Below are 23,510 nucleotides of genomic sequence, written 5' to 3' on the forward strand. Positions count from 1 at the left end.
AAGGTGCCCCGCTAATTGCGGGACACCTTTTTTATGGATTACGCTTGTGCTTTTAATGTTTCTGCTTTGTCCGTGCGTTCCCATGGAAGATCTACATCTGTACGGCCAAAGTGTCCGTAGGCAGCTGTTTGTTTGTAGATCGGGCGACGAAGGTCAAGCATTTTGATGATACCTGCTGGACGAAGGTCGAAGTTAGCGCGAACTAGGTCAACAAGGACTTCTTCGCTAACTGTACCAGTTCCGAACGTATCAATTGAGATAGATACTGGCTCTGCCACACCAATTGCGTATGCCAATTGAACTTCAGCTTTGTCGGCAAGGCCGGCTGCCACGATGTTTTTCGCAACGTAACGAGCAGCGTATGCAGCAGAACGGTCAACTTTAGTAGCATCCTTACCAGAGAATGCACCGCCGCCGTGACGAGCATATCCGCCGTAAGTATCAACGATGATTTTACGTCCAGTAAGACCAGCATCTCCTTGAGGTCCGCCAATTACGAAACGGCCAGTCGGGTTGATGAAGTACTTAGTATCGGCATCGATCAATTCAGCTGGAACGACTGCTTTGATTACATGTTCTTTTAGATCGGCTTGAATTTGTTCAAGCGTAATTTCTGCATCATGTTGTGTAGAGATAACGATCGTATCAACACGTACAGGAACGTTATTTTCATCATATTCCACAGTTACCTGTGTTTTACCATCAGGGCGTAAGTAAGCAAGAGTTTCATCTTTACGAACTTGTGCTAAGCGGAATGAAAGTTTATGTGCCAATGAAATCGGAAGCGGCATAAGCTCTTCTGTTTCATTACAAGCAAATCCGAACATAAGACCTTGGTCCCCTGCACCGATTGCATCGATTTCTTCCTCTGACATGTTTCCTTCACGAGCTTCCAATGCTTTATCGACACCAGCTGCGATATCGGCAGACTGCTCATCAATGGAACTTAACACGGCACAAGTTTCAGCATCGAAACCGTATTTCGCACGTGTATAGCCAATTCCTTTAATCGTATCACGAACGATACGCGGAATATCCACGTAAGCGGACGTTGTAATTTCACCAGCAACAAGTACAAGACCTGTAGTTACGCTAGTTTCACACGCAACACGTGCATTTGCATCCTTAGCTAGGATAGCATCTAAAATGGAATCTGAAATCTGGTCACAAATTTTGTCCGGATGGCCCTCTGTAACAGATTCAGAAGTAAATAGACGTTTCTTTGACATCATATTTCCTCCTTGGAAGTTAGTATGTTGCAGGCAAAAGCCTGATTTTTACGGAACTCGTTTCCCTCATTAGTTTCAACTATAGACACAGAATTACTTACTAAAAAACACAAAAACCTTCCCTGGCAAATGAGGAAAGGTTTAACATTCTGTCTTCTATCCTTTCACTCTTATCGTTCAAGGGTTTTTACCTTGCTCAGGTTAGCACCATCACCACTATTCCTTGAAGACCTTCGCTTTATTTTCGGCGAGCGATCTTGGAGTCAAGTTCAATATGGCAGGTTGCTGGGTTTCAAAGGGCCTGTCCCTCCACCAACTCGGGATAAGAGAATCCGTACAATTTAAGATATTATCGTATCTGGCTGGAACTTGTCAATGCTTTTCTAAAAAGAACATTTCCACCCAGAATGGCGTTCATTTGAAAAAACATGTTGATACAACGTCCTAGAAGGGTTTACAATGCAAAATACGAATAGAAATGTTGTAAATTGCCATTAATAATAATGTAAAGAGCATCCGAAAAGAAACGACATCCTGACTTTCCCTTTAGACATATATTGCTTACTTACTTCCTATTAAAATAAAATTTTCTTCATGAAAGTTTATGCGATTATCCTGAATCGGTTCCTGCCGGATTAAAATGATTAACGCAACCAACTGAAAATAATCACAAATTAAAAGAAATAGTATAGACTAATTAGATGAATGTGTTATACTAATTGTAATCTAAAAACTTAAACAAAGGAAGGTATCTCATATATGAATTCTGTAGACGTTTCTAATGAGTTACACCAATTATTAACAGGAAACAATGTGCAAACTCAACTTTCAGTTCCTCAATTGGTCGAAAAAGTATTAAGCAGAAATGAAGGCGTTCTAACATCAACCGGTGCGGTAAAAGCTGAAACTGGCAAATATACAGGTCGTTCACCTAAAGATAAATATATCGTTGAAGAAGCATCCGTTAAAGATAAAGTCGATTGGGGTTCAGTGAACCAGCCTATTTCTGAAGATGTGTTCAATAAACTATATAATAAAGTAGTTGACTACCTAAAAGCAAAAGAAGAGATTTTTGTTTTTAAAGGTTTCGCTGGTGCAGACGAATCATCACGTCTTCCTATCCGTGTTGTTAATGAATATGCTTGGCATAACCTTTTCGCCCATACGTTGTTCATCCGTCCAAACGAAGAGGAACTGAGAGGTCACGAAGCTGAATTCACAATCCTTTCTGCACCTAACTTCAAAGCAGACCCGGAAGTTGATGGAACTGCATCCGAAACTTTCATCATCGTTTCATTTGAACGCCGTACCATCCTGATCGGCGGAACGGAATATGCAGGAGAAATGAAAAAATCGATCTTCTCGATCATGAACTACTTACTTCCAGAGGCTGGAATCCTTCCAATGCATTGCTCTGCTAACGTAGGACGTGAAGGGGACGTCGCTTTATTCTTCGGACTGTCCGGTACAGGCAAAACGACTTTGTCTGCAGACACTAGCCGTAAACTGATTGGCGATGACGAGCACGGCTGGTCTTCTAACGGCGTATTCAATATCGAAGGCGGCTGCTATGCTAAAACGATCAACCTTTCACGTGAAAAAGAACCACAAATTTTCGATGCGATCCGTTTCGGTGCCGTACTGGAAAATGTTGTTGTTGATCCGGATACACGTGAAGCGAACTATGATGACAGTTCATTGACTGAAAACACTCGTGCTGCTTACCAAATGCAAGCGATCGATAACATCGTGAACCCAAGTATTGCAGGACACCCAAATACAATCATTTTCTTGACAGCTGATGCTTCAGGCGTTCTGCCTCCAATCAGCAAGCTTTCCAAAGAACAGGCAATGTTCCACTTCCTAAGCGGATACACTAGTAAATTGGCTGGTACTGAAAGAGGCGTAACTTCACCGGAAGCTACATTCTCCACTTGCTTCGGTTCACCATTCTTACCGCTTCCAGCTACACGCTATGCTGAGATGCTTGGTGATAAAATTGACGAGCACAATGCAAAGGTATACCTTGTCAACACTGGATGGACTGGCGGTGCATACGGAACTGGAAGCCGTATGAAACTTGCTTACACTCGTGCAATGGTACAAGCTGCACTTGAAGGTGAATTAGCGAACATCGAAACGATCAAAGATGATATCTTCGGTTTGGATATCCCGCTTCATGTTCCTGGTGTTCCTGATGAAGTGCTTCAACCAATCAAGACTTGGGCAGATCCTGCCGCTTATAAAGAAGCAGCAACAGACCTTGCCGCTCAATTCCGTGCAAACTTCAAGAAATTCAAAAGCGTTCCAAGTGAAATCGAGGAACTTGGCGGACCGACAGCTTAATAAATTTTACACAAAAGGACCAAGCTCTTGCTTGGTCCTTTCTGTTTGTCGACAAGAAATGTCTCTTCCCGAACATTGATTTTAAAACAAGAGTATGTTTTTCTTCATGGTTTTAAGCCAAATAGGGCGAAAAATGGCGTCTACGGTCGAATATAGTGCTGGGCAGGGCGTAAAATGGCATCCGCGGTCGATTAATGCCGTATATGGCTAAAAGGCGGCGTCTGCGGTCGATTAATGCCGTATATGGCGAAAGACACGGCGTCTGCGGTCGATTAATGCCGTATATGGCGAAAGACGGCGTCTGCGGTCGAATAACGGGCTTGCCGAGACCCCGCCAGATGCCCGCGGCGAAAGGCTTGGCAGACGGACAGTCTCGGCGGAAAGGAAGCTGAATTCTGAAACCAACTGGCACGTTTCTACAGTCTGAAAGGACCAAGCTCTTGCATGGTCCTTTTCTTCATTGGAAAAAGGGCACTGTCATAGTCAGCGCCCCCTTTATCCTTATTCCATTAACGATGTTTGTCCAAGTTTTTAGATGATCGCTTTATTCCTGGCTTTTTTCATGGACATCGTTTTGTATTGATATATATTGCCCAGGTTGGCCACCGGGACATCTGTTTTAGTTGCATCAATGCAATTGCGTGTATCCAATATCAATTTATTGCTCATGAGATTCGATAGCTTATCATAATCCATCTGTTTAAATTCATCATGGTCAGTCAGGACAAGTATCAAGTCGGCATCATTTACAGCGTCTTCCACAGATACGACTGGCATCTTTCCGGATTGGACATGAGGGTCATGCAAGGCTACATCCATGTTGTCCATCCCCATCAAGATATTGACGACATCAATGGCGGGACTTTCACGAATATCATCTACATTTCCCTTGTACGCAAGACCGAAAACAGCTACTTTTGGCTTCCGGATCCCCTCTAGCATCATCCTTACGGAATTAACGATGTAATAAGGCATCGATACGTTCGTATCACGGGCCAATTTAATGATTCTCGCATACTCTGGTGCCTTTGCAACGACGAAATACGGATCGACCGCTAAACAATGGCCGCCAACTCCAGGTCCTGGTTGGTGTATATTGACACGAGGGTGTTTGTTTGCCATCGATATGACATCCAAAACATTGATGTCCAGCTCGAAACAGATTTTCGTCAGCTCATTCGCAAGGGCGATATTGACATCCCTAAAGGTGTTTTCCATCAGTTTGGACATTTCAGCCGTTTTCGCATCCGTCTGAATGATCTCCCCTTGAACGAAGGTTTTATAAACAAGACTTCCTTTATATGAGCATGTTTCCGTGATGCCCCCGACGATACGGTTATTATGAACCAACTCTTCAAGAATCCTTCCAGGTAAAACACGTTCCGGGCAATGAACGAGGAAAATGTCTTTTCCGATGGTAAGGCCCGTCCTCTCGATCATCGGTTTAATATGATCATCCATGCTTCTTGGCGCAATCGTCGATTCGATAATGATGACATTCCCTTTTTTGATAAAAGGAAGAATGTTGGAGGTTGCATCCATGACATGAGTTAAATCACAAGATTGGTGTATGTCCTTTTTATTTGGTGTAGGCACCGCGATAATGAAAACATCCGCATGTTCCGGACTTAACGCAGCTCGGAACTTATTGGAAATAAGCACTTCTTGCAATACCTCTTCCAAACCTGGTTCTTCAATATGGAGCCTGCCGCTATTCAAATTGGAAATAATCTCAGGATGGATATCCACGCCGACAACATCGACACCGTGTTTCGCAAACATTAAAGAAGTCGGAAGTCCTATATAACCAAGTCCGATTGTACAAAGTTTCATATAAACCACTCCTATCTATTTTTCTGCTACACTCACATTTGTTAGGCTGTTTGATAGATTTCGATAAAGATTTCCTTCTCTTGTTTCCAATTGTATTTTTGTCGTGCCTTCAGGCAGTTATTGCTCATTTCCGCCCTTTTTTCTGGATGTTTCAATAAGTAATTGACGCCTTCGGCAATTGATTTTGGATCATGTGAATCGACACACACACCGATTTTTTCCGTATCGACAACCTTTTGAATTTCAGGAAAGCTGCAGGCAACCACAGGCACACCGCTCATCATGTATTCAAACAATTTATTTGAAGATGCGGAGTAGTGATTAAAGCAGACATTATTCAATATCTGAAAACCTAAATACGCATTTTTTGTATAATGGAGCAGCTCGTCGACCGGAACCTTCGGCAGAAACTTCACACGATGCTCCAGATTCATGTCGCTTACTTTTTTCATTAATTCGTCCTTGATCCTTCCATCCCCGATAAAAACTACCGTCCCGCCTTCGATCATCGGTACAGCATCAACCAATTGCTCTAGCCCTCTTCCCATTTGCACGCCGCCTTGGTATAACAATATCGGTTCATTCTCTGGCAAATCGAGCAGCTCATGCAAATTCACTGCCGTACTTTCCTCAGGATTGGTTGGAATCGGGTAGTTATGGACCACCTTGGGATACAGACCATATAAGTCTTCGTTATACTTAGCTCTCGTATGGTTTTCGGCAATCATTTCATCGACGAACATTAATAGGAATTTCTCCATCATCCCGTAAATTCGGCTATTATATCCCGTTCTGCTCGTTTGTACCTCATGCGAGTCATAAATCAGCTTTTTTCTTCTCAACCATTTACTGCTGATCGCTCCCTGCATGAGCGTATTCAAGTCATTCGAATGATAAAAATCATATTTCCTTTTCCGGCCATGATAGATCATTTGACCAAAAATATAGCTCCTTGTTAATAGGGTCGGCAGCTTCGTTTTAGTGATGATCATGGTGCCCATCGCAAGGAGTGCAAGGGAACCGAACAGTATTCCCGATCCCAGCCAGCCGTTGATCAAGTTCAAGTTCCACAACGTATTCCAGACCAATAAGGCCAATAGAACGATTTCAAATTTCTTTTTCTTCAATTTGCCTACGATCCTGAGAATCCTATGAAGAGCCTCCCAGCGGTTATTCACCCTAGTGACGGAGAAACCATTTTGGTGTTTCTCCTTTTTGGGCAAATCCTTGATCTTCCAGTTATGAATGGCAATTAAATCGACTTCATACCCCGCTTCAGTAAGTGCTGTGCACTCTCTTAGGACCCTTGCATCGTTTGTAAAGTGATTCCACACAAACATACATACTTTCTTCGCCATGTTGTCCTCCACTTCCGGATTTTTCAGCCTGACGCCTCCATCACATTGATGAGACCTTTAATATTTTTAGACCATTGAAAATGTTGTTTAGCATACCGATGACCGTTTTCCCCCAGTTCTTCACGAAGAGCTGGATCTGAGGCCATGGTCAAGATATGCTGACAGATTTCATCAACATTCCTGCTCTCTGCCACCAACCCGCATTTCGCCTCTTTGAGCATCTTCTTGGCCCTGCCGTCCACATCACCGACAATCGGTTTTCCGACACACATATAATCGATGATTTTACCAGGCAAAACCTTATTGAAGACTTCTTTTTCAACCAAGCTCACATAGGCAATATGGGACGTTGAAACTTCATGAAGGGTCACTCTTCGATTCATCGCATTAATCATCTTAATATTAGTCAGCCCTCTAGAGCTTATCTCCTTCTCTACTTCGGATATCCGGTATCCATATCCAATCATCGAGAACTCGATTCGTTTATGTTCCCTTAGCTTTTCAGCCACGGCTATCAGTTTTTTCAAGTCCTGAGCCAGTCCGATATTCCCCGCATAAACGACTTTGATTACTTTTTCCGATACGGGTGTAAGCAAATTCTTTAACGTCAGCTCATCCGCAGTAAGCGAATTAGGGATGAATTGGATGGCCTCTTCCTTGACTCCCTTTGCAACGATATAATCCCTGAAACCAGGACTATTGATGATAATAAAATCCGAATGCCGATATAGCTTCCTTTCCAGGAAGAAAGCGATTTTCAAAACCCACTTATTAGTGAATACCCCAACTCCTATCAACGATTCCGGCCATAAATCCCTGACATCGGTAATGAGTTTCGCCTTCATCTTCTTCTTGGCGATCAACGCCGCAAATGTCGGGAAGATCGGCGGGGTCGTGGCAAACACATAATCATATTTTTTTTCGAGACGGATAATTGTATAAATGAAAAGCCACATCGCTTCAAGATAATGAAGCAACCGCTTCCCCATATTGCTTGTATACCTCTTCACTTTGTCCGGTTTAATCCTGATGACATCTTCTTCAATGCTTTCTTCATCCCAAAACTTTGTATCTTGATATAAACTTTGATTAGGATAACTCGGCTTCAATGTGATGACAGTTACCTCAAATCCGTTTCTTTTCAAATGGAGATATATATTTTTCATTCTATTTCCCGCACTTCCGATTTCCGGATAAAAGTTTTGTACGATCATCAGGACGCTTTTCATATTCGCCTATCACCTCTATTCTGCTTAGCTATGCTTCCTGCTTTATATTGTAAATGCCAGATATTAACTGAAGGTTAAAGAAATATAAAGTCCTTATTAATATTGTAAAAATTCTGTTAATTATTGTTTCATTTTTATATTTCCCATGAACTTCCCGTTATAATGGGGGAGACATTCAGAAGAGGAGGAAATGAGCATGCCTAAACAACGTATAAAGGTCATGACCGTATTTGGTACAAGACCAGAGGCTATCAAAATGGCACCAGTCGTTTTGGAACTGAAAAAGCATCAAGAAGAAATAGAAACCATCGTGGTGGTCACCGCCCAGCATAGGGAAATGCTCGACCAAGTCTTGCAATGTTTTCAAATAAAGCCAGATCACGATTTGGATATGATGAAGGATAGACAAACATTAGAAGAGATTACAACTCGAGGGCTTGAAAAATTGAGTTCGCTCATGAAAGATATAAAACCGGATATCGTCCTCGTTCATGGGGATACAACGACAACTTTCATCGCAAGCTTGGCCGCCTTCTATAATAAGATACAGATTGGTCACGTTGAAGCTGGTCTCCGTACTTGGAATAAGCAATCACCGTTCCCTGAAGAAATGAATCGACAGTTGACCGGAGTCTTGGCTGACTTGCACTTTGCGCCTACCAAGAAGGCTGCTGAAAATCTCCTAGCGGAAAACAAAAACAATGATTATATCCATATTACCGGCAACACTGTCATCGATGCCTTGAAAACAACGATACAAAAAGACTACATTCATCCGATTCTCTCCGGGTTGAATGGTGATAAAATGCTATTAATGACCGTACACCGCCGTGAAAATATCGGAAAACCAATGGAAGGAATATTCCGTTCCGTGAAACGGCTTCTTGATGAACACGGGGATATCCAAGTTGTTTTCCCCATTCATAAAAACCCAGTCGTTCGCGAAATCGCTCATGAGGTTTTCAACGATAATGATAGGCTGCATATAATAGAACCTTTAGAGGTGATTGATTTCCATAATTTTGCGGCGCGATCACATCTTATCCTGACAGATTCCGGAGGTGTGCAGGAAGAAGCCCCATCACTAGGCGTTCCCGTTCTCGTGCTGCGCGATACGACAGAACGTCCGGAAGGAATCGACGCTGGCACTCTCTTATTGGCAGGGATTGAAGAAGAACGAATTTATCAATTGACCAATAACCTGCTTACAAGCGAAGAGGCCTATAGAAAAATGGCGACAGCTTCCAACCCATATGGAGATGGATTCGCTTCACAGCGGATTGTCGAAATCCTGTTAAAGCATTGCGGAATGAAATCCCCCCTTCCTTTATGAAAAAGCACAAGAGAATAATGAGAAAAGCCTGTCACGTTAGCGGCAGGCTTTTTCTATTCAGCCAGATTAAAACAATGAGTACAAAACTAATCCTAATTTGAATTTGAAAATGTTAGATACCTATGTGATAGTTTGGGTAGATCAATAACTTTAAATTACTGGGAGGTGTTTAGATGTTCGGGGAAGATCCCAAGTGTGGTAAATGTGGTAAAGAAATTAAGGGGGATGAAGTCGTTCTTGTGAAAATGCGTTATCCGAAGCGTAAAGGGATGACTGAAATAAAGGCATATTTAAAAAATGAAGGAAGCTTCATCTGCGAAGTTTGTTTTGATAAGGAGGATAAAATCTCCCTGCCGAATTGATAGTCATGACACGAAACAGGAGGATTAGTATGAAAAATCAGGTAAGGTCAAGGATCAATTTGGTGTTCACTCAGACTTGAATTTCACAAAATGAATGTAAAAATGGCCACAAATACGCTTAGTATCTCCGGCCATTTTTAATAGGAATCATTCGCGGAAACCATCCATCATAACACATGAAAATAATTAAGGACATTTTTTCCAATCAATAAAATCGTGACGCAAATGAATAATATCCGAACATAGGAAGCACCTTTCTTAATTGCGAAGTTCGTTCCTACCAATGCTCCTGCGACCATTGCCAGACCCATCGGAATTCCATAGGCAAAATTGACGGTCCCCATAGATAAGAAAATGATAAGTGCGGCAATATTGCTCCCGAAATTCAATATTCTTGCATTCCCGGCAGCCTGGACAAAATCAAACCCGATAATCAAAAATGAAAATAATAAAAAGGAACCTGTGCCTGGTCCAAGAAAACCATCATAAAAGCCAATCGCAAATATTATGACTATCAAAAGAATCATTTTCTTCCTTTTCAGCCCTTTATACTTTGCATCTTTACCCCAATCCTTTTTTACCAACGTATAAATCGCGACAATGACCAGCAAAATCAAAATGAGGGGCTTCAGTATCTCTGCGGAAACGAAATGTACAACGTATGCTCCTAACGCCGCTCCAATCACAGTAATCGGAAACAGCTTGATGACGAATTTGAAATCCACTTTTCCAGCCCGAATGAATGAAATCGTACTCGTTAAAGATCCCATTGTACCCGCCAGCTTGTTAGTGGCAAGTGCCGCTGAAGGCGAAATCCCCGTGAACAATAAAGCCGGAATGGAAATTAATCCGCCCCCGCCCACAACGGAATCGATGAATGCGGCAATAAAACCCGCAAGTATTAAAAATAGCAAAGTATAGAGATTGATATCCTCCATGTATACCCCTTCTTTCAAAAGCACTATCTATAATGCCTTACTCATTTTTCATCCAGATAATCGTATAACCTTTCCTCTGAAATGACCGTGAATCCATGCCGCCTAAGCAAAGCCGCGGTCACCCCATTCCCGACCTTCTTCTCCCCCTTGAATTCCCCATTATAAATCGTGGCACTTCCACAGGATGGACTATTTTCTTTCAAAACGACTAGCGTCGCCCCTACCTCCTGGGCTTTCAATAATGTAAGATTCGCTCCCTTTATGTACAGATCCGTTACATCCCTGCCCGACTTTTCGATGATCTTCGCTTTTCCATCAAGGACATCCCCACCTTCACCGCCAACTATCTCCGCAGGATCCCTCGGTGTCGAAAAACCGCCAAGCAACTCTGGACAAACCGCTATCGCCTTTTTCTCCTTCACTAATTCCATAATTCCATCATCCAAGCTGTGTGTACCATTGTATCTTACATCAAGGCCCGCTAAACAAGAACTCACTAAAATCATCAAATCACCCAACCTCATGCGCTTTACACCATTTTACCATTCTTTTAATGACAATCATTTCGAAGATTGAATCCACAAGGGATTTCGCGCTGATAAGATGTCGGTTGGAATATTGGCGTGTAAGTCGAATTATGGGAGTTTACGGCCGATTTCGTTGGGCACATGTCGGATTATTGGAGCGTTGGTGCTATTATTGGCGCACAGGTCGAATTATGCAACACAATCAAAAAAAGCGCTTGCTGCGAGACGATTCCCGGCAAGCGCTTGTCTATTTAGTTAGTTGAGTTCAGTGATAGTAGTTGGTACGTAATGATGGTCTTTTCACTTGTCCATTCAATTTTTTGGATAACGGCTGTTCCGCTTGAGTCAGATTGAATCGTCTTGCGGACATCGATTGGAATATCGATAGGGTATAACCTGTAACCATCTTTCGACAGCCGAAAAATGTTTTCTTCTTCACGGGTTTCGTTCCCTTTTGTAACGATCATGGTATTTAGCTCCATAGGCATGCCCATGTGTATCTCCTCCTCTTGCCAATATATACTTCATTCTATCATTTTTCGGTTTTACTTTTCATCCAAGATGTTAAATCTTCGACTACTTTTCTGTTCACGGCGGGTGGGAAGTAATGCGTGAATTGAGGAAAATACCAGCTTTCGACCTCTTTGTCGTGCATTTTCAACCTTTTTTCCAAACGGTACGCGTGTTCAATGGCGACATTGTCATCTTTTTCACCATGAATGATCAGAACGGGTACATTCAAATCCTCAATTGCAAACAATGGCGTACGGTATTCATACTGCTCGGGGCATTTTTTAGGTGTTCCGCCAATGACCCGCTTCATCATCCGACGCATATCGACACGTTCGACATATGTTAAAAACATATCCGACACACCTCCCCATGTGACGATCGACGCTGCATTCCTGCAGTATATCCCAGTCCAAAGCGCCATGATGCCGCCACGGGAAAATCCGAGGATATGAATGTGATCCTTGTTCACCCGGGGGTGCTGTTCAAGAAGATTGAATCCTGATATCGCATCGAATCTATCTTCGCCTCCAAAATCCTCATCTCCCTCCCCTCCTTGATTACCACGGTAAAAAGGAGCAAAAACGATGAAGCCTTCTACAGCATACTGCACGATCCTTGCAGGCCTCACCTTGCCGACATTTTTTATCCCGCCGCGTAAATATAAGAAAGCGTCATGTATTTCGCCATCAACCGGTTCAGCTAGAAGCCCCTTTACCTTCAGGCCTTGTGATATGTATGTGACTGAATAAAGATGGATTCGTGGATGCGGTGATGGAAACCGCCGTTTTGAAATAATCGTTCCGTTCTCCAATTTCCACTCTCCTTTCTCTTTATTCTTATTGTAAAACATCCGCTTGTTTTTATCCCCTGAGAGGCATTCACATTTTTTTCTTCTGTTCATACGATAATGTAGGCAAAATACCTATATATCAAGGAGGAAGGACTTTTGAAAAAATGGTGTAAAGCAGGTGTCGTGTTTTTACTTCTGTGCATGCTGGTGATCCCGCTTGGAGCATGCGGCAACAAGGAAAAGGAAACAACGAAGGTCAGGGTTGCCGAAGTGACCCACTCCCTTTTCTATACACCGCAATATGTAGCGATTGAAAAGGGATTTTTTAAAGATGAGGGTCTAAGCATTGATTTGAAAACGACGGCAGGCGGAGACAAGACGATGACCGCGCTTCTGTCCAATGGTGCGGATATTGCTCTCGTCGGCTCTGAAACATCGATTTACGTTCAGGCACAAGATTCGAAAGACCCTGTCATCAACTTCGCTCAATTAACACAGACGGATGGAACGTTTCTTGTTTCACGTGAAAAAATTGACAACTTCAATTGGGATATGCTGAAAAACTCTACATTCCTAGGCCAGCGAAAAGGCGGAATGCCACAAATGGCCGGCGAGTTCGTATTGAAAAAACATAACATAGACCCGAAAAAAGATTTGAACCTCATCCAGAATATTGATTTTGCGAATGTCGCAACTGCCTTCGCTTCCGGAACCGGCGATTTCGTTCAACTGTTCGAACCAACGGCCAGTGTTTTTGAAAAAGAAGGAAAAGGCTATATCGTCGCTTCTTTCGGCACTGAGTCCGGGCATCTTCCCTATACAGTTTATATGGCTAAGGAAAGCTATTTGAAAGAAGACAAAGAGACTGTCGAAAAATTCACGAGGGCATTGAAGAAAGCACAGGATTGGGTTCAGGAAAATGATGCTGCCGAAATTGCCGAAGTTATTCAGCCGTATTTTGAAGATACCAATATCGAGACGATGGAAACAGTTATCAACCGCTACAAAGAACAAGGATCCTTTGCCACAGACCCCATTCTTGATGAAGAAGAATGGAACAATCTGCAAAACATCATGGATGAAGCAGGCGAGCTGCCTTCACGTATAAGCCATGATGAGCTGGTCAATACCGATTTTGCTGAAGAAGTCACAAAATAGCATAGCTAAAGGTAAGGAGGATGTCCGATGAGCTTTTTAAAAATCCAAGACATTCACCATACTTATTTTTCAAATCAGACGGCAGCGACCGCACTAGCGGACATTTCCCTCGACATTGAAAAAGGTGAATTCGTCTCTTTTCTAGGTCCGAGCGGCTGCGGAAAAACCACCCTGCTTTCCATCATCGCCGGGCTATTTCCGCCCACTGCAGGAAAGATCCTGCTCGAAAACAAACCGCTGAAAGCCAACAGTGACCTTTCAATCGGCTATATGCTGCAGCAGGATTATCTATTTCCATGGAAGACGATAGAAGAAAATATATTATTAGGATTGAAACTGATTAAAAAAGATGAAGGCCTTGAAAGAATAAAAACGCTGAAACTTTTAAGTGACGTTGGATTGGGAGGCACTGGAAAATCATATCCGCGCGAACTCTCGGGAGGAATGAGGCAAAGGGCCGCACTGGCACGGACACTGGCGGTCGACCCAAAAATCCTTTTGCTTGATGAACCATTTTCGGCTCTTGATTACCAAACGAAGCTGAAGCTGGAAGACCTTGTTTTTGAAACCCTGAAATCCTTCGGAAAGACAGCCGTGCTCGTCACCCATGATATCGGTGAAGCCATTGCAATGAGCGACCGCATCTATCTGTTTTCCGCGAACCCGGGAAGCGTGCACAAAATCTTCAAGGTGCCCGATGAACTGTGTGAACTCACGCCTTTCCATGCACGAAACCATCCACAGTATCCGATGCTATTCCAAACAATCTGGAAGGAGCTTGAGAGCCTTGAATATTGAACAGCTTCATAACCAATATAAAACCTCATTAAAAAAAGAAAACAGGCTCATCCGCTTTTATCAGATCCTGATTTTCATCGTTTTTTTCAGCAGTTGGGAAATTTTATCCCGAACGGAAGTGATAGATCCGCTCATCTTCAGCTCCCCAACTAAAGTATGGCATCTTTTCATACAGAAACTAGGTGATGGAACACTGCTATCCCATTCCGGAGTGACGCTATTCGAGACCGTTCTCGGCTTTATCATAGGGACACTGCTTGGAACGATCCTGGCATCCCTGCTTTGGTGGTCGCCAAGATTATCCAAAACACTTGACCCCTATCTCGTCATTTTAAATGCCATGCCGAAAGTGGCACTCGGCCCCATCATCATTGTAGCATTCGGCCCTGGCTTTCCATCCATCATCTCGATGGGGGCGATCATCTCCATCATCATCACCACCATCGTCGTCTACACCGCATTTCGCGAAGTCGACCCGAACTACCTGAAGGTACTCCAAACTTTTGGCGCCACAAGAACACAAGCTTTTCGGGAAGCCATATTACCCGCCTCCTTCCCAACGATCATCTCGACATTGAAAGTGAATGTCGGCCTCTCCTGGGTCGGCGTCATCGTAGGGGAATTCCTTGTTTCGGCCAAAGGACTCGGCTACCTCATCATTTATGGCTTTCAAGTCTTCAACTTTACCCTTGTGATGCTTGCCTTGATGATCATTGCCGTCTTTGCCACAATCATGTATCAACTAGTAGAACTGCTCGAGCGAAAATTAATCAAAGACTAACCAAACTGCCGATAACCCTCGGCAGTTTTTCATTCATGCTGAGATAAAACATGAATTTAGTTGAGTTTCAGCGATTTACTCGTGAGTTTCGGTCATTTACTCGTAAATTTCGACCGTTTACTCGTGAGTTTCAGCGATTTACTCGTGAATTCCAGCGATTTACTCGTGAATTCCGGCGATTTACTCGTGAGTTTCGAACATTTACTCGTGAGTTCCGGCAGATTTACTCGTTTCTCAGCAAAATGGCGTCATCCAGTCTTGATAAGCTCAACGGTACAATTTCGTCTTTCATGATGAAGCTAAACTCCTCACCGAGTACATCCGGCAATGCTTCCAAAAAGATCGGGCCCTCCGTTTCCAGGTAATTCTGTTTCTTCTCTACTTCACGCAATACAGCGTAGTATATTGATTTAACGAATGGCTTCACTGGATCATGTACTTTATATTGTCCTAAAAATTGCAGCTGGCCCACCAAGCCTCCTGTTTCTTCATACACTTCCCTTATGGCCGTTTCTTCAATCGATTCCCCTGCTTCCCGCTTTCCTCCGGGGAACTCCAATCCCCGCTCTTTGTGTTTGGTCAATACCCACCTGCCCTTATATCTGCTTAGCACAAAAACATGCCAAGACTCTCCAAAGACAGGATCCTCGGAGTATTCCACCTTATATCCGTTCTTATCAAGAAAACGTTTCATTTTTCCCCTTCTCTCCATATAAGAAATAATGCTATGTCCCTTCTATCATTATATGGGTAAAAAAAACCACTATCCAGCCAGAATCTGCATCACATCAAAAAAACGATGGACCCTCAATATTCGAGGCCATCGTCTGTTGGTTTTGCCTGTAAAATCCCCATGCTTTCTATATGCCGTCTTCCTTCATCAGTACCTAGAGCATAAATCATTTCGTAAATTTTTTGGAGTGTGATATCCTGTTTATCATTTTCACGGTCAAAATGGTATTGAAGGTATGGGACATGTGCCCGGTAAAAATTTTCTTCGCCTATTGAATAATTATAATCAAATAATTCACGTAACTTGATGATTTCATTATCGGTCGCCTCGATCTCGAAATTCCATGGAGAACTTTCCCTGTCTTGTGTTATCTGCCCATTTGGAAGCCAAATGTAATATTTTTTCCTGTTTTCAGACACATCCATCCACCCTTTCCATATATCCTACGCTTATTTTTCACGTATTTCCCGACTTCATACGATGGAAAATTTTGTTTACAGAAGAACAAAGATGTTAAATAATAGATTAAAGTATCTTTCAAAGGGTAAAACATATAATAAGCCCAAGCATCCCTTAAGATTTTTATATGCACCCAGAGGTTTTTTTGATAACCTACATATAAAGAGATAACGGATTTCTAATAAATGTGAGGTGAGAGTTTTGAAGTTAATTGAAGAATTATACAATATGTACCGTGATAAGATGACTGGTGATGAAGAAGATATTGATATGCTTACTTTTGCGGTTCTGGAACAACTTGACCGCAAGGAAATTTTCGAATTGCTTCAAGAGATGGATGATCAAGAACTGACCAATTTAATGGGCCTTTACATTATTGAAACGTTAAAAGGGAAGTTCGCTCAAAATAGTTTGAACGACACGAAACCTACACATTTTCCGCCAAGGAATATTCATTAATACATACCTTGTCAGGTGTCCCTCTTTTGATGGATGCCTTTTTTATTGTTTTAACCAGAAAAAAAGCCCTACCGAAGTAGAGCATTTCCTATATCTTAATGTCCTAAATACGCTCGCAGCATCCAAGCATGTTTGTTTAAGCTTTTCTTCATGCCTGTCAGCATATCAGCCGTAACCGGATCTTCTTCTTCGGCAACTGCGATGATTTCCAGGAACTCTTCGGAAAGCTTCTCAAAATCACTGATGACGCTTTGAACCATATCTTCTGTATTTTCATTACCTGTCGCTTCTTCGATCGTCGTTAATTGCATGTACTCTTTAAGGGTGGCAACCGGTTTTTCACCAATGGCCAATAACCTTTCAGCCAATTCATCATAGTTGGATGTCACTTCTTTATATAACTCTTCCAATTTTTGGTGAAGTTCAAAGAAGTGCGGTCCATTCACGAACCAGTGGTAATTATGAATTTTCGTATAAAGAACACTGAAGTTTGCAATTTCCTTATTCACTAAAGTTCCTAATTTTTTCTGAGCCATAAATATCTACCTCCGTAAGTTGGTTATACCTTTATAATTCCCTCTATTCCAAAATTGAAACATTTTCTGACTCGGTTCTTATGCTAAAATGAATCTAAATTGTGAACGATAGGAGCTGTGATGTATGATTACGGTTTTAGTCATATCCATTATTGTGATTCTGATTGTATTGGCCTTATCGGTCCTAACAATCGGAAAGGGTTACAGCTACAAGCATACAGTCGATCCCATCGATTCTTTGCCTGAGGATGAGGGAAAAAAAGAAGAACCCGAAAAATGAAAAAAGTTCCTGTCACAAATATGACAGGAACTTTTTTATTAACCGAAAACTTTATGAAGATCTTCTTTATCTTGTGCAAGCCAGAAATTCATTAATTTCTTAGCCCCTTCAAGATCATGCAATTTTGCTTGGCCGCATTGTTTTTCGTTTGCAGCTGGAATTTCGGTAATTGTAACAGCATCCTTGAATGTATCTTCAAGAACATCGATGATTTCCGTCACTGTCGGCTCACCGCTGACAACAAGGTAATATCCTGTTTGACATCCCATTGGCGAAATATCGATTATATCAAAATGATCGTAGCGCTCGGAATGCTTACGGATATTGAATGCAAGCAAGTGTTCCAGGGTATGGATCGTATCCGGCTTCATCGCTTGTTTATTGGGCTGGCAAAAACGGATATCAAATTTATTAACAACACCGTCTGTTCCTACCTTATGGACACCGCAATGTCTAACATATGGGGCTTTAACAGCATTATGATCTAATTCAAAGCTTTCAACTGAAGGCATTTAATTCACTCCTTAATTGTATGTCATCTCTATTTTACCTTGAATAACAATATATTTCATCCTTTAAAATTAATTCTTATTATATCAATCGGAATACCTATATACTTATTCCTTTTTTACCCTTATTGGAAATTTAGAAAATATGCTATAATGAAGGGTAGCGAATTTACTCGAAAAGAGATGAAAGCATTGTGTTGAAAAAAATATTAATGGGAATCATCCGTTTTTACCAAGTTGCTATTTCTCCATTAAAACCGCCTACCTGCCGTTTTTACCCAACTTGTTCCCATTATGGTTTGGAAGCGATCAATCGTTTCGGACCGATAAAAGGAAGCTGGTTAGCACTCATCCGGATTCTTAAATGTCATCCGTTTCATCCAGGGGGCATTGACCTTGTTCCTGAAAAAAAAGAAAAAAGTGAGGACCAATAGAAAAAAACCTTGCTTTCTTTTGCAATCTTTTGTATCATACAGAAGTCAAATCGTAATCATTTCGTTTTTACCACATAACATTCAAATCGTAATCAATACGAATTATAAAGGAGCATTTCATATGAAAATCCGAGCATTGCTCTCACTTTTCCTTGTTACTGCGGTATTTCTGTCAGCCTGCGGCAACTCAAAGGGAGAATCGAGTAAAGAAGAAACCAAGGATGCCTTAAATATATATACGACGGTTTACCCTTTACAGTACTTCACGGAGGCCATTGGCGGGGAGTACGTAAATGTCGAGACGGTTTATCCTCCCGGAACGGATGAACACTCATTCGAACCCTCTCAAAAAGATATTGTAAAAATGGCTGAGTCAGACCTATTTTTCTATATTGGCTATAATCTAGAAGGCTTTGTAACCAAGGCTGAACCAATTCTAAGCAAAGAAGGCGTCAGTACGATTGCGGTGGGCGAAACGGTTCATCTTGATGAGCATGCACACGAAGAGGAACATGCACATGAAGAAGACGGTCATGACCATGGGGGCGTTAATCCGCATTTGTGGTTAGATCCCATCTATTCCATTGACATGGCTAAAACCATCAAGGACGAATTAACGAAAAAAATGCCGGAGCAGGAAGAATATTTCAACAATCATTTCAACGAGCTTTCCGAAAAGCTTGAGGCACTTGATGAAAAATTCGCGACGACGATCGAGTCGGGCCGTACCAATAAGATCATCGTTTCCCATTCTGCATATGGTTATTGGGAGGAACGCTATGGATTGGAACAAATTGGCGTCACAGGACTAACATCTTCAAACGAACCTTCTCAAAAGGAACTGGGGAAAATCGTAACCATGGCTAAAGAAGAAGACTTGAACTACGTCATCTTTGAGCAAAATATCAGTTCTAAACTAACCGAGATCATCCAAAAGGAAATGGGAGCGAAATCACTTGAGCTCCATAACCTTTCCGTGTTGACGGATAAAGATATCGAAGCCGGTGAAGATTACTTCAGTTTAATGGAAAAGAATGTTAAGACACTTCAAACTGCATTGCAATAGGAAAAAAAGCGGGCCCATTGGGTCCGCTCTTTTTTTGTCCCCGCTATTTAATGAGTGTTTTCGTTATTCCTTTAAATGCTTTTCACGGATCTTTTCCATCTTCGTCATCAATTCGGTTCCAATCGTTGATTCGAATTCCGGATAGATGACGGTCATCTCATCCATCCATTCTTTCTTTTCTTCATCTGACAGTTTATAGATGTCGATATTCGATTTTTGCTGGATTTCCTTAAGCTGTTCCTGATTCAATTCATTTGATTTGATCCATAGCCATTTCGTTGTATCATCCATCGCCCGTTGGATTTGCTGTTGAATGTCCAACGGGAGTTTGTTCCAAAACGGCTTGTTTATCATGACGACATACCCTAAATAGCCATGATCACTGATCGTTAAATATTTTTGCACCTCATATAATTTCTTGGAATAGATATTCGAAATCGTGTTTTCCTGGCTGTCCGTTTCATTGATTTCAAGGCTTTTAAACGTTTCATTAAACTCCAGCTCAGAAGTTGTCGCCCCAAAATGATTGAATTGGCTTTCCAGGACTGCACTTGGCATGATTCTAAAATTCTTTCCTGCAAAATCACTTGGATGCCGTATCGGTTTACTGCTTGTAATCTGTTTATAGTTATTCGACCAAAATGCGAGTCCTTCGATATCGATGGTGTTCAGCTGCTTAAGCAGCTCTTCCCCCACTTCCCCATTCAATGCTTCCTGCAACGCAGCGTCCGTTGGAAAGACGTAAGGAAGGTCCAATAGCATCCATTTCTTTGATATGCTCGTAATTTTAGATGTAGTTGGAGCAATCATCTGCACCTTGTTTTCTTGTAATGCTTCGATTTCTTCATGATCACTATATAATGACTGATTAGGATAAACTTCAATTTTGACCCGATGATCTGTATATTCATCGACAAGTTGGGCAAACCGGTTCGCAGCTAGCCCTTTAGGTGTATTTTCGGCAACGACATGACTGAACTTAATCACGATTTGATCCTTCATCCCGATCTGCTCCTCATCCTTCGGCAAATTGAAACCGAAGCTTGTAAAGAATGATTGAAACGATATATACACTGCTATCAACAGCCCCAGGCCAATTAATAATAAGTACCCCCATAATGCACGCATACCGACAACTCCTCACCGCTCACTTCACATTATCACTATTCTATCACAGCTTTTTACTGTCGTAATACAATGCGCGAAAAATAGCGAAAAGCGATAGAAATTCTGTTACTATAAAGTATAGAAGTAATGGAGGAAAAACAATGGATAAATCCTTTCATATGCCCATTCAAATTAAAATCACCCTGCTATCATTCGTAATCGTCGCTTTTTCGATACTAATAGGCGGGATTTTTATATTCGGAAACATCGTTTCGGTCAGGGAAGATGAAATCGGCAAACGATCCATGATCACTGCCCATACCATTGCCGAACTCCCTGAAGTACAAAAATTGGTCCGTGAGCCCGAAGGATGGACGCAGCTCAATCCGATTATTGAAAACTTAAGGAAAATCCATCAAGCAGATTATATAGTTGTGCTTAACAATCAGCATATACGTTATTCCCATCCGGTGTTCAGCCAATTGGGGACCCCTTCGGAAAGCAGTGATGAAAGCGCTGCGTTCGCTGAGCACGAGTATCTTTCAAAGGCGGCTGGCGAACTTGGCATTTCCGTCCGCGCCTTTGTCCCGATCCTTGATAAAGATAGAGAGCAAATCGGCGTCGTTCTTGTAGGGAATATCTTGCCTACGATACCGGAGTTAATCAAGGATCTGAAAGGCGAAATCGCGATCATCCTGGTCCTTACACTTCTATTCGGGGTATGCGGCTCATGGCTCATGGCAAAAAGGATAAAAAAAGAGACCTTTCAACTTGAACCACATGAAATTTCACGGATGTTGGTTGAAAGGACAGCCGCATTCAATGCGATGCATGAAGGGGTCATCGCCATAGATAATAATGAAACAATCACGATTTTCAATGAAAAGGCTAAGCAAATATTCAATATCAACGGTGAAGTCATAGGCAAGAATATCAATGATATTATACACGATACCCGTCTCCCAGAAGTGCTCGACCGGACATCTCCCATCTTCAATCAGGAAATCTCCGTTCAAAACAGGAATATTGTAAGCAACCGGGTACCGATAAAGATTGCGGATAAAACGATCGGTGCTGTGGCCATTTTCCAGGATCGCACCGATGTGACGAAGCTAGCTGAAGAGTTGACTAGTGTCAAAGCATTCGTTGAAGCCCTGCGTGTTCAAAACCATGAACATATGAACAAACTTCATACGATAGCCGGATTGATCCAGCTAGGTAATCTTGACGAAGCGCTGCATTACATTTTTCAAATCACGGAAGAACAAGAGGAATTGACCAGGTTTTTAACGAAGCACATTCACGATGATAATTTAGTGGGGCTGATATTAAGCAAGATCTCATTGGGACGGGAACTCGGAATTGAGCTCATCATGGACAAGCACACGAAATTGGACCGCTTCCCCGCTGATTTGGATCATCACGATTTTGTTTTGATAATCGGAAACCTGATCGAAAACTCATTCGCAGCGTTAAAGCATTGTTCTGAGGAAACAAAACAAGTTTATTTATCCATCTACCAGGATGAACTTCATTGTCAAATCGTGCTTGAGGATAATGGACCCGGTATTCCCGAGGACATTCATAAAGATATATTCGAGTATGGTTTTACAACAAAAGGTGCGGAAGGATCAGGAATTGGTCTTTATCTAATAGACCAAATTGTAAAAAAAGCGAACGGCGAAATGAAATTCACGACACGCCCTAACGAAGGAACAAGCTTTTTTCTTTCTTTTCCGATGCACGATATAGAGGAGAACCAAAATGACTAACGAAATTCGTGTACTTTTAATTGAAGACGACCCAATGGTCCAAGAGGTCAACAAACAGTTCATCGAGCGCCTGCCTGCCTTTAAAGTCGTTGATACAGCTTCAAATGGGCTTGAAGGTCTGGTAAAAATCAGGCAGTCTAATCCTGACCTTGTCATTTTGGACATCTTCATGCCTTCTTTAAACGGGGTTGATACACTTTATCAAATCAGAAAAGAGCAAATTGATGTGGATGTCATCATCATTTCAGCGGCAAATGATCAGAAAACGATCCGAAAAATGATGCAGAACGGGGCTTTTGACTATTTAATCAAGCCATTTAAATTCGATAGGTTAAAACATACGCTGGAACAATACTTCGCTTTTCGGATGGAGGTTGAACCTGACCATCAAATTTCTCAAACCCAGCTCGACCGAATTCTCTTTCAAAATAAAACACATTCTGAAGCGAGTCCGAAATATGATGTTCCCAAAGGATTGAATGGCGCGACTCTTGAGCAGGTGACGAAATTCATAAAGACCCAGCCTGGGTCACTTTCTGCAGAAGAAGTGGCTGATGGGATTGGTATCGCCAGAGTTACAGCAAGGCGCTATCTTGAATACCTGCATGGCGAAGAAGTCCTTCAGCTTGACGTACAGTATGGCAGCATAGGCCGCCCTGTCAATAGGTACCGGCTTAAAAAACCTTAAAACGCATGGGGACCGGCTCGGAACGGTTCCCTTTTTACTTTCATTCTTTACGCACCTGTCTTCCGGTCATAGAGGCCCCACTTTCTCTTCAAATGAAACAGCTCGCACTCCTGCAAAGCCGTCACTTCTTTTATAACATAGTCAGGCATGCCTCTTCTCAGTAGAATTTCCGCAATTAGGTACGGTTTTTTCATACACTCTCCCCTCCCTTTCCCTTGGTTGCCATTCATTTAATTCCATTATACAAAATAATCCAATAAAGAAAAAATAGA

At 42.1% G+C, this 23,510-nt stretch carries 26 protein-coding genes and 1 riboswitch; of the genes, 12 read left to right on the top strand and 14 right to left on the bottom strand.

Translation table 11 applies throughout. The annotated features are described in order from the left end of the window. Positions 1 to 38 precede the first annotated feature (38 nt). Complete coding sequence (gene metK / locus AC3ISB_RS24820) at positions 39 to 1,232, bottom strand: methionine adenosyltransferase (protein WP_096340908.1); 1,194 nt, start codon at positions 1,230 to 1,232, stop codon at positions 39 to 41. A 164-nt stretch (positions 1,233 to 1,396) separates the two neighbouring features. Next, positions 1,397 to 1,558: riboswitch (SAM riboswitch) on the bottom strand. A 430-nt stretch (positions 1,559 to 1,988) separates the two neighbouring features. Here metK and pckA point away from each other — a divergent pair. After that, on the top strand, positions 1,989 to 3,575 hold the full coding sequence (pckA, locus tag AC3ISB_RS24825) for a phosphoenolpyruvate carboxykinase (ATP) (RefSeq protein WP_377421781.1): 1,587 nt from the start codon (positions 1,989 to 1,991) through the stop codon (positions 3,573 to 3,575). A 531-nt stretch (positions 3,576 to 4,106) separates the two neighbouring features. Here pckA and AC3ISB_RS24830 read toward each other — a convergent pair. The 3 genes from AC3ISB_RS24830 to AC3ISB_RS24840 are packed head-to-tail and all read right to left on the bottom strand — an operon-like array spanning position 4,107 to position 7,995. After that, positions 4,107 to 5,408 (bottom strand): nucleotide sugar dehydrogenase, encoded by a 1,302-nt coding sequence (locus AC3ISB_RS24830; RefSeq protein WP_098369251.1) that lies wholly within the window; start codon positions 5,406 to 5,408, stop codon positions 4,107 to 4,109. A gap of 41 nt (positions 5,409 to 5,449) precedes the next feature. Continuing rightward, positions 5,450 to 6,766 (bottom strand): glycosyltransferase, encoded by a 1,317-nt coding sequence (locus AC3ISB_RS24835; RefSeq protein ID WP_260399860.1) that lies wholly within the window; start codon positions 6,764 to 6,766, stop codon positions 5,450 to 5,452. A 23-nt stretch (positions 6,767 to 6,789) separates the two neighbouring features. Continuing rightward, positions 6,790 to 7,995 (bottom strand): glycosyltransferase family 4 protein, encoded by a 1,206-nt coding sequence (locus tag AC3ISB_RS24840; protein ID WP_076370021.1) that lies wholly within the window; start codon positions 7,993 to 7,995, stop codon positions 6,790 to 6,792. A gap of 190 nt (positions 7,996 to 8,185) precedes the next feature. On the opposite strand from AC3ISB_RS24840, the gene wecB reads away from it, so the two are divergent. Together wecB and AC3ISB_RS24850 are read left to right on the top strand one after the other, a co-directional pair. Then, on the top strand, positions 8,186 to 9,328 hold the full coding sequence (gene wecB, locus AC3ISB_RS24845) for a non-hydrolyzing UDP-N-acetylglucosamine 2-epimerase (protein ID WP_489274828.1): 1,143 nt from the start codon (positions 8,186 to 8,188) through the stop codon (positions 9,326 to 9,328). Positions 9,329 to 9,501: 173 nt separating this feature from the next. Continuing rightward, positions 9,502 to 9,690: a Fe3+ hydroxamate ABC transporter substrate-binding protein gene (locus tag AC3ISB_RS24850; protein ID WP_144553028.1), complete on the top strand. Its 189-nt coding sequence runs from the start codon at positions 9,502 to 9,504 to the stop codon at positions 9,688 to 9,690. A 167-nt stretch (positions 9,691 to 9,857) separates the two neighbouring features. Here AC3ISB_RS24850 and AC3ISB_RS24855 read toward each other — a convergent pair whose 3' ends face one another. From AC3ISB_RS24855 to AC3ISB_RS24870, 4 genes are all read right to left on the bottom strand, one after another. Further along, positions 9,858 to 10,628, bottom strand: a complete 771-nt coding sequence (locus AC3ISB_RS24855) for a sulfite exporter TauE/SafE family protein (RefSeq protein WP_141994706.1) — start codon at positions 10,626 to 10,628, stop codon at positions 9,858 to 9,860. 41 nt (positions 10,629 to 10,669) lie between these two features. Beyond that, positions 10,670 to 11,134 (bottom strand): 2-thiouracil desulfurase family protein, encoded by a 465-nt coding sequence (locus AC3ISB_RS24860; RefSeq protein ID WP_480340628.1) that lies wholly within the window; start codon positions 11,132 to 11,134, stop codon positions 10,670 to 10,672. 272 nt (positions 11,135 to 11,406) lie between these two features. Then, complete coding sequence (locus AC3ISB_RS24865) at positions 11,407 to 11,649, bottom strand: DUF2584 domain-containing protein (RefSeq protein WP_076370015.1); 243 nt, start codon at positions 11,647 to 11,649, stop codon at positions 11,407 to 11,409. Between the two features lie 38 nt (positions 11,650 to 11,687). Next, entirely contained in the window at positions 11,688 to 12,479 is a 792-nt protein-coding gene (locus tag AC3ISB_RS24870; RefSeq protein ID WP_260399859.1) for an alpha/beta hydrolase family protein, read from the bottom strand. Between the two features lie 135 nt (positions 12,480 to 12,614). On the opposite strand from AC3ISB_RS24870, the gene AC3ISB_RS24875 reads away from it, so the two are divergent. Genes AC3ISB_RS24875 through AC3ISB_RS24885 form a run of 3 tightly spaced genes read left to right on the top strand, consistent with a single transcriptional unit; the run spans position 12,615 to position 15,195 of the window. After that, complete coding sequence (locus AC3ISB_RS24875; protein ID WP_397429092.1) at positions 12,615 to 13,616, top strand: ABC transporter substrate-binding protein; 1,002 nt, start codon at positions 12,615 to 12,617, stop codon at positions 13,614 to 13,616. A gap of 27 nt (positions 13,617 to 13,643) precedes the next feature. Continuing rightward, positions 13,644 to 14,414, top strand: a complete 771-nt coding sequence (locus AC3ISB_RS24880; protein WP_098369246.1) for an ABC transporter ATP-binding protein — start codon at positions 13,644 to 13,646, stop codon at positions 14,412 to 14,414. Continuing rightward, positions 14,404 to 15,195, top strand: coding sequence for an ABC transporter permease (locus tag AC3ISB_RS24885; protein ID WP_260398182.1), 792 nt, complete (start codon positions 14,404 to 14,406; stop codon positions 15,193 to 15,195). Before AC3ISB_RS24880 ends, AC3ISB_RS24885 begins: the two co-directional genes overlap by 11 nt. A gap of 223 nt (positions 15,196 to 15,418) precedes the next feature. Here the strand turns inward: AC3ISB_RS24885 and ytkD are convergent, their stop codons facing one another. Both ytkD and AC3ISB_RS24895 read right to left on the bottom strand, forming a co-directional pair. Next, positions 15,419 to 15,889, bottom strand: a complete 471-nt coding sequence (gene ytkD, locus AC3ISB_RS24890) for an RNA deprotection pyrophosphohydrolase (protein ID WP_141994708.1) — start codon at positions 15,887 to 15,889, stop codon at positions 15,419 to 15,421. A 113-nt stretch (positions 15,890 to 16,002) separates the two neighbouring features. Then, a complete protein-coding gene (locus tag AC3ISB_RS24895; protein WP_397270710.1) occupies positions 16,003 to 16,353 on the bottom strand; it encodes a hydrolase in 351 nt (116 codons plus the stop codon). A gap of 226 nt (positions 16,354 to 16,579) precedes the next feature. On the opposite strand from AC3ISB_RS24895, the gene AC3ISB_RS24900 reads away from it, so the two are divergent. Continuing rightward, on the top strand, positions 16,580 to 16,846 hold the full coding sequence (locus AC3ISB_RS24900; protein ID WP_370662567.1) for a DUF6154 family protein: 267 nt from the start codon (positions 16,580 to 16,582) through the stop codon (positions 16,844 to 16,846). A 95-nt stretch (positions 16,847 to 16,941) separates the two neighbouring features. On the opposite strand, the gene AC3ISB_RS24905 is transcribed toward AC3ISB_RS24900, so the two are convergent. Beyond that, on the bottom strand, positions 16,942 to 17,382 hold the full coding sequence (locus tag AC3ISB_RS24905; RefSeq protein ID WP_098369242.1) for a Dps family protein: 441 nt from the start codon (positions 17,380 to 17,382) through the stop codon (positions 16,942 to 16,944). 124 nt (positions 17,383 to 17,506) lie between these two features. On the opposite strand from AC3ISB_RS24905, the gene ytzI reads away from it, so the two are divergent. After that, entirely contained in the window at positions 17,507 to 17,662 is a 156-nt protein-coding gene (gene ytzI / locus AC3ISB_RS24910; protein ID WP_098369241.1) for a YtzI protein, read from the top strand. Between the two features lie 38 nt (positions 17,663 to 17,700). Here ytzI and AC3ISB_RS24915 read toward each other — a convergent pair whose 3' ends face one another. Beyond that, positions 17,701 to 18,174, bottom strand: a complete 474-nt coding sequence (locus AC3ISB_RS24915) for an S-ribosylhomocysteine lyase (protein ID WP_137019600.1) — start codon at positions 18,172 to 18,174, stop codon at positions 17,701 to 17,703. A gap of 209 nt (positions 18,175 to 18,383) precedes the next feature. Between AC3ISB_RS24915 and yidD the strand changes: the two genes are divergently transcribed. Both yidD and AC3ISB_RS24925 read left to right on the top strand, forming a co-directional pair. Beyond that, positions 18,384 to 18,605, top strand: a complete 222-nt coding sequence (gene yidD, locus AC3ISB_RS24920) for a membrane protein insertion efficiency factor YidD (protein ID WP_377400061.1) — start codon at positions 18,384 to 18,386, stop codon at positions 18,603 to 18,605. Positions 18,606 to 18,726: 121 nt separating this feature from the next. Beyond that, positions 18,727 to 19,671 carry a metal ABC transporter solute-binding protein, Zn/Mn family gene (locus AC3ISB_RS24925; protein WP_144529337.1) on the top strand — a complete coding sequence of 315 codons (945 nt, stop codon included), beginning with the start codon at positions 18,727 to 18,729 and terminating at the stop codon, positions 19,669 to 19,671. Positions 19,672 to 19,734: 63 nt separating this feature from the next. Here AC3ISB_RS24925 and AC3ISB_RS24930 read toward each other — a convergent pair whose 3' ends face one another. Continuing rightward, positions 19,735 to 20,799, bottom strand: a complete 1,065-nt coding sequence (locus AC3ISB_RS24930) for a DctP family TRAP transporter solute-binding subunit (RefSeq protein WP_098369239.1) — start codon at positions 20,797 to 20,799, stop codon at positions 19,735 to 19,737. A gap of 140 nt (positions 20,800 to 20,939) precedes the next feature. Here AC3ISB_RS24930 and AC3ISB_RS24935 point away from each other — a divergent pair, with 140 nt between their 5' ends. Next, positions 20,940 to 22,550, top strand: a complete 1,611-nt coding sequence (locus tag AC3ISB_RS24935) for an ATP-binding protein (RefSeq protein WP_489274832.1) — start codon at positions 20,940 to 20,942, stop codon at positions 22,548 to 22,550. Beyond that, a complete protein-coding gene (locus tag AC3ISB_RS24940) occupies positions 22,543 to 23,238 on the top strand; it encodes a response regulator (protein ID WP_098369238.1) in 696 nt (231 codons plus the stop codon). The genes AC3ISB_RS24935 and AC3ISB_RS24940 overlap by 8 nt, the downstream gene beginning before the upstream one ends. Positions 23,239 to 23,285: 47 nt before the next feature. Here AC3ISB_RS24940 and AC3ISB_RS24945 read toward each other — a convergent pair whose 3' ends face one another. Then, complete coding sequence (locus tag AC3ISB_RS24945) at positions 23,286 to 23,432, bottom strand: hypothetical protein (RefSeq protein ID WP_181762319.1); 147 nt, start codon at positions 23,430 to 23,432, stop codon at positions 23,286 to 23,288. Positions 23,433 to 23,510 lie beyond the last annotated feature (78 nt).

The organism is Peribacillus sp. GL_122 (assembly GCF_057835005.1).

Bases quoted from the DNA above. Each gene is read 5' to 3' on its own strand.
- AC3ISB_RS24850 (WP_144553028.1), top strand. From the start codon at position 9,502: ATGTTCGGGGAAGATCCCAAGTGTGGTAAATGTGGTAAAGAAATTAAG.
- metK (WP_096340908.1), bottom strand. From the start codon at position 1,232: ATGATGTCAAAGAAACGTCTATTTACTTCTGAATCTGTTACAGAGGGC.
- AC3ISB_RS24930 (WP_098369239.1), bottom strand. From the start codon at position 20,799: ATGCGTGCATTATGGGGGTACTTATTATTAATTGGCCTGGGGCTGTTG.
- AC3ISB_RS24860 (WP_480340628.1), bottom strand. From the start codon at position 11,134: ATGATTTTAGTGAGTTCTTGTTTAGCGGGCCTTGATGTAAGATACAAT.
- AC3ISB_RS24840 (WP_076370021.1), bottom strand. From the start codon at position 7,995: ATGAAAAGCGTCCTGATGATCGTACAAAACTTTTATCCGGAAATCGGA.
- AC3ISB_RS24935 (WP_489274832.1), top strand. From the start codon at position 20,940: ATGGATAAATCCTTTCATATGCCCATTCAAATTAAAATCACCCTGCTA.
- AC3ISB_RS24945 (WP_181762319.1), bottom strand. From the start codon at position 23,432: ATGAAAAAACCGTACCTAATTGCGGAAATTCTACTGAGAAGAGGCATG.
- wecB (WP_489274828.1), top strand. From the start codon at position 8,186: ATGAGCATGCCTAAACAACGTATAAAGGTCATGACCGTATTTGGTACA.
- AC3ISB_RS24830 (WP_098369251.1), bottom strand. From the start codon at position 5,408: ATGAAACTTTGTACAATCGGACTTGGTTATATAGGACTTCCGACTTCT.
- AC3ISB_RS24905 (WP_098369242.1), bottom strand. From the start codon at position 17,382: ATGGCTCAGAAAAAATTAGGAACTTTAGTGAATAAGGAAATTGCAAAC.
- ytkD (WP_141994708.1), bottom strand. From the start codon at position 15,889: ATGAAACGTTTTCTTGATAAGAACGGATATAAGGTGGAATACTCCGAG.
- yidD (WP_377400061.1), top strand. From the start codon at position 18,384: ATGGGAATCATCCGTTTTTACCAAGTTGCTATTTCTCCATTAAAACCG.
- AC3ISB_RS24895 (WP_397270710.1), bottom strand. From the start codon at position 16,353: ATGGATGTGTCTGAAAACAGGAAAAAATATTACATTTGGCTTCCAAAT.
- AC3ISB_RS24865 (WP_076370015.1), bottom strand. From the start codon at position 11,649: ATGGGCATGCCTATGGAGCTAAATACCATGATCGTTACAAAAGGGAAC.
- AC3ISB_RS24855 (WP_141994706.1), bottom strand. From the start codon at position 10,628: ATGGAGGATATCAATCTCTATACTTTGCTATTTTTAATACTTGCGGGT.
- pckA (WP_377421781.1), top strand. From the start codon at position 1,989: ATGAATTCTGTAGACGTTTCTAATGAGTTACACCAATTATTAACAGGA.
- AC3ISB_RS24880 (WP_098369246.1), top strand. From the start codon at position 13,644: ATGAGCTTTTTAAAAATCCAAGACATTCACCATACTTATTTTTCAAAT.
- AC3ISB_RS24835 (WP_260399860.1), bottom strand. From the start codon at position 6,766: ATGGCGAAGAAAGTATGTATGTTTGTGTGGAATCACTTTACAAACGAT.
- AC3ISB_RS24925 (WP_144529337.1), top strand. From the start codon at position 18,727: ATGAAAATCCGAGCATTGCTCTCACTTTTCCTTGTTACTGCGGTATTT.
- AC3ISB_RS24915 (WP_137019600.1), bottom strand. From the start codon at position 18,174: ATGCCTTCAGTTGAAAGCTTTGAATTAGATCATAATGCTGTTAAAGCC.
- ytzI (WP_098369241.1), top strand. From the start codon at position 17,507: ATGATTACGGTTTTAGTCATATCCATTATTGTGATTCTGATTGTATTG.
- AC3ISB_RS24940 (WP_098369238.1), top strand. From the start codon at position 22,543: ATGACTAACGAAATTCGTGTACTTTTAATTGAAGACGACCCAATGGTC.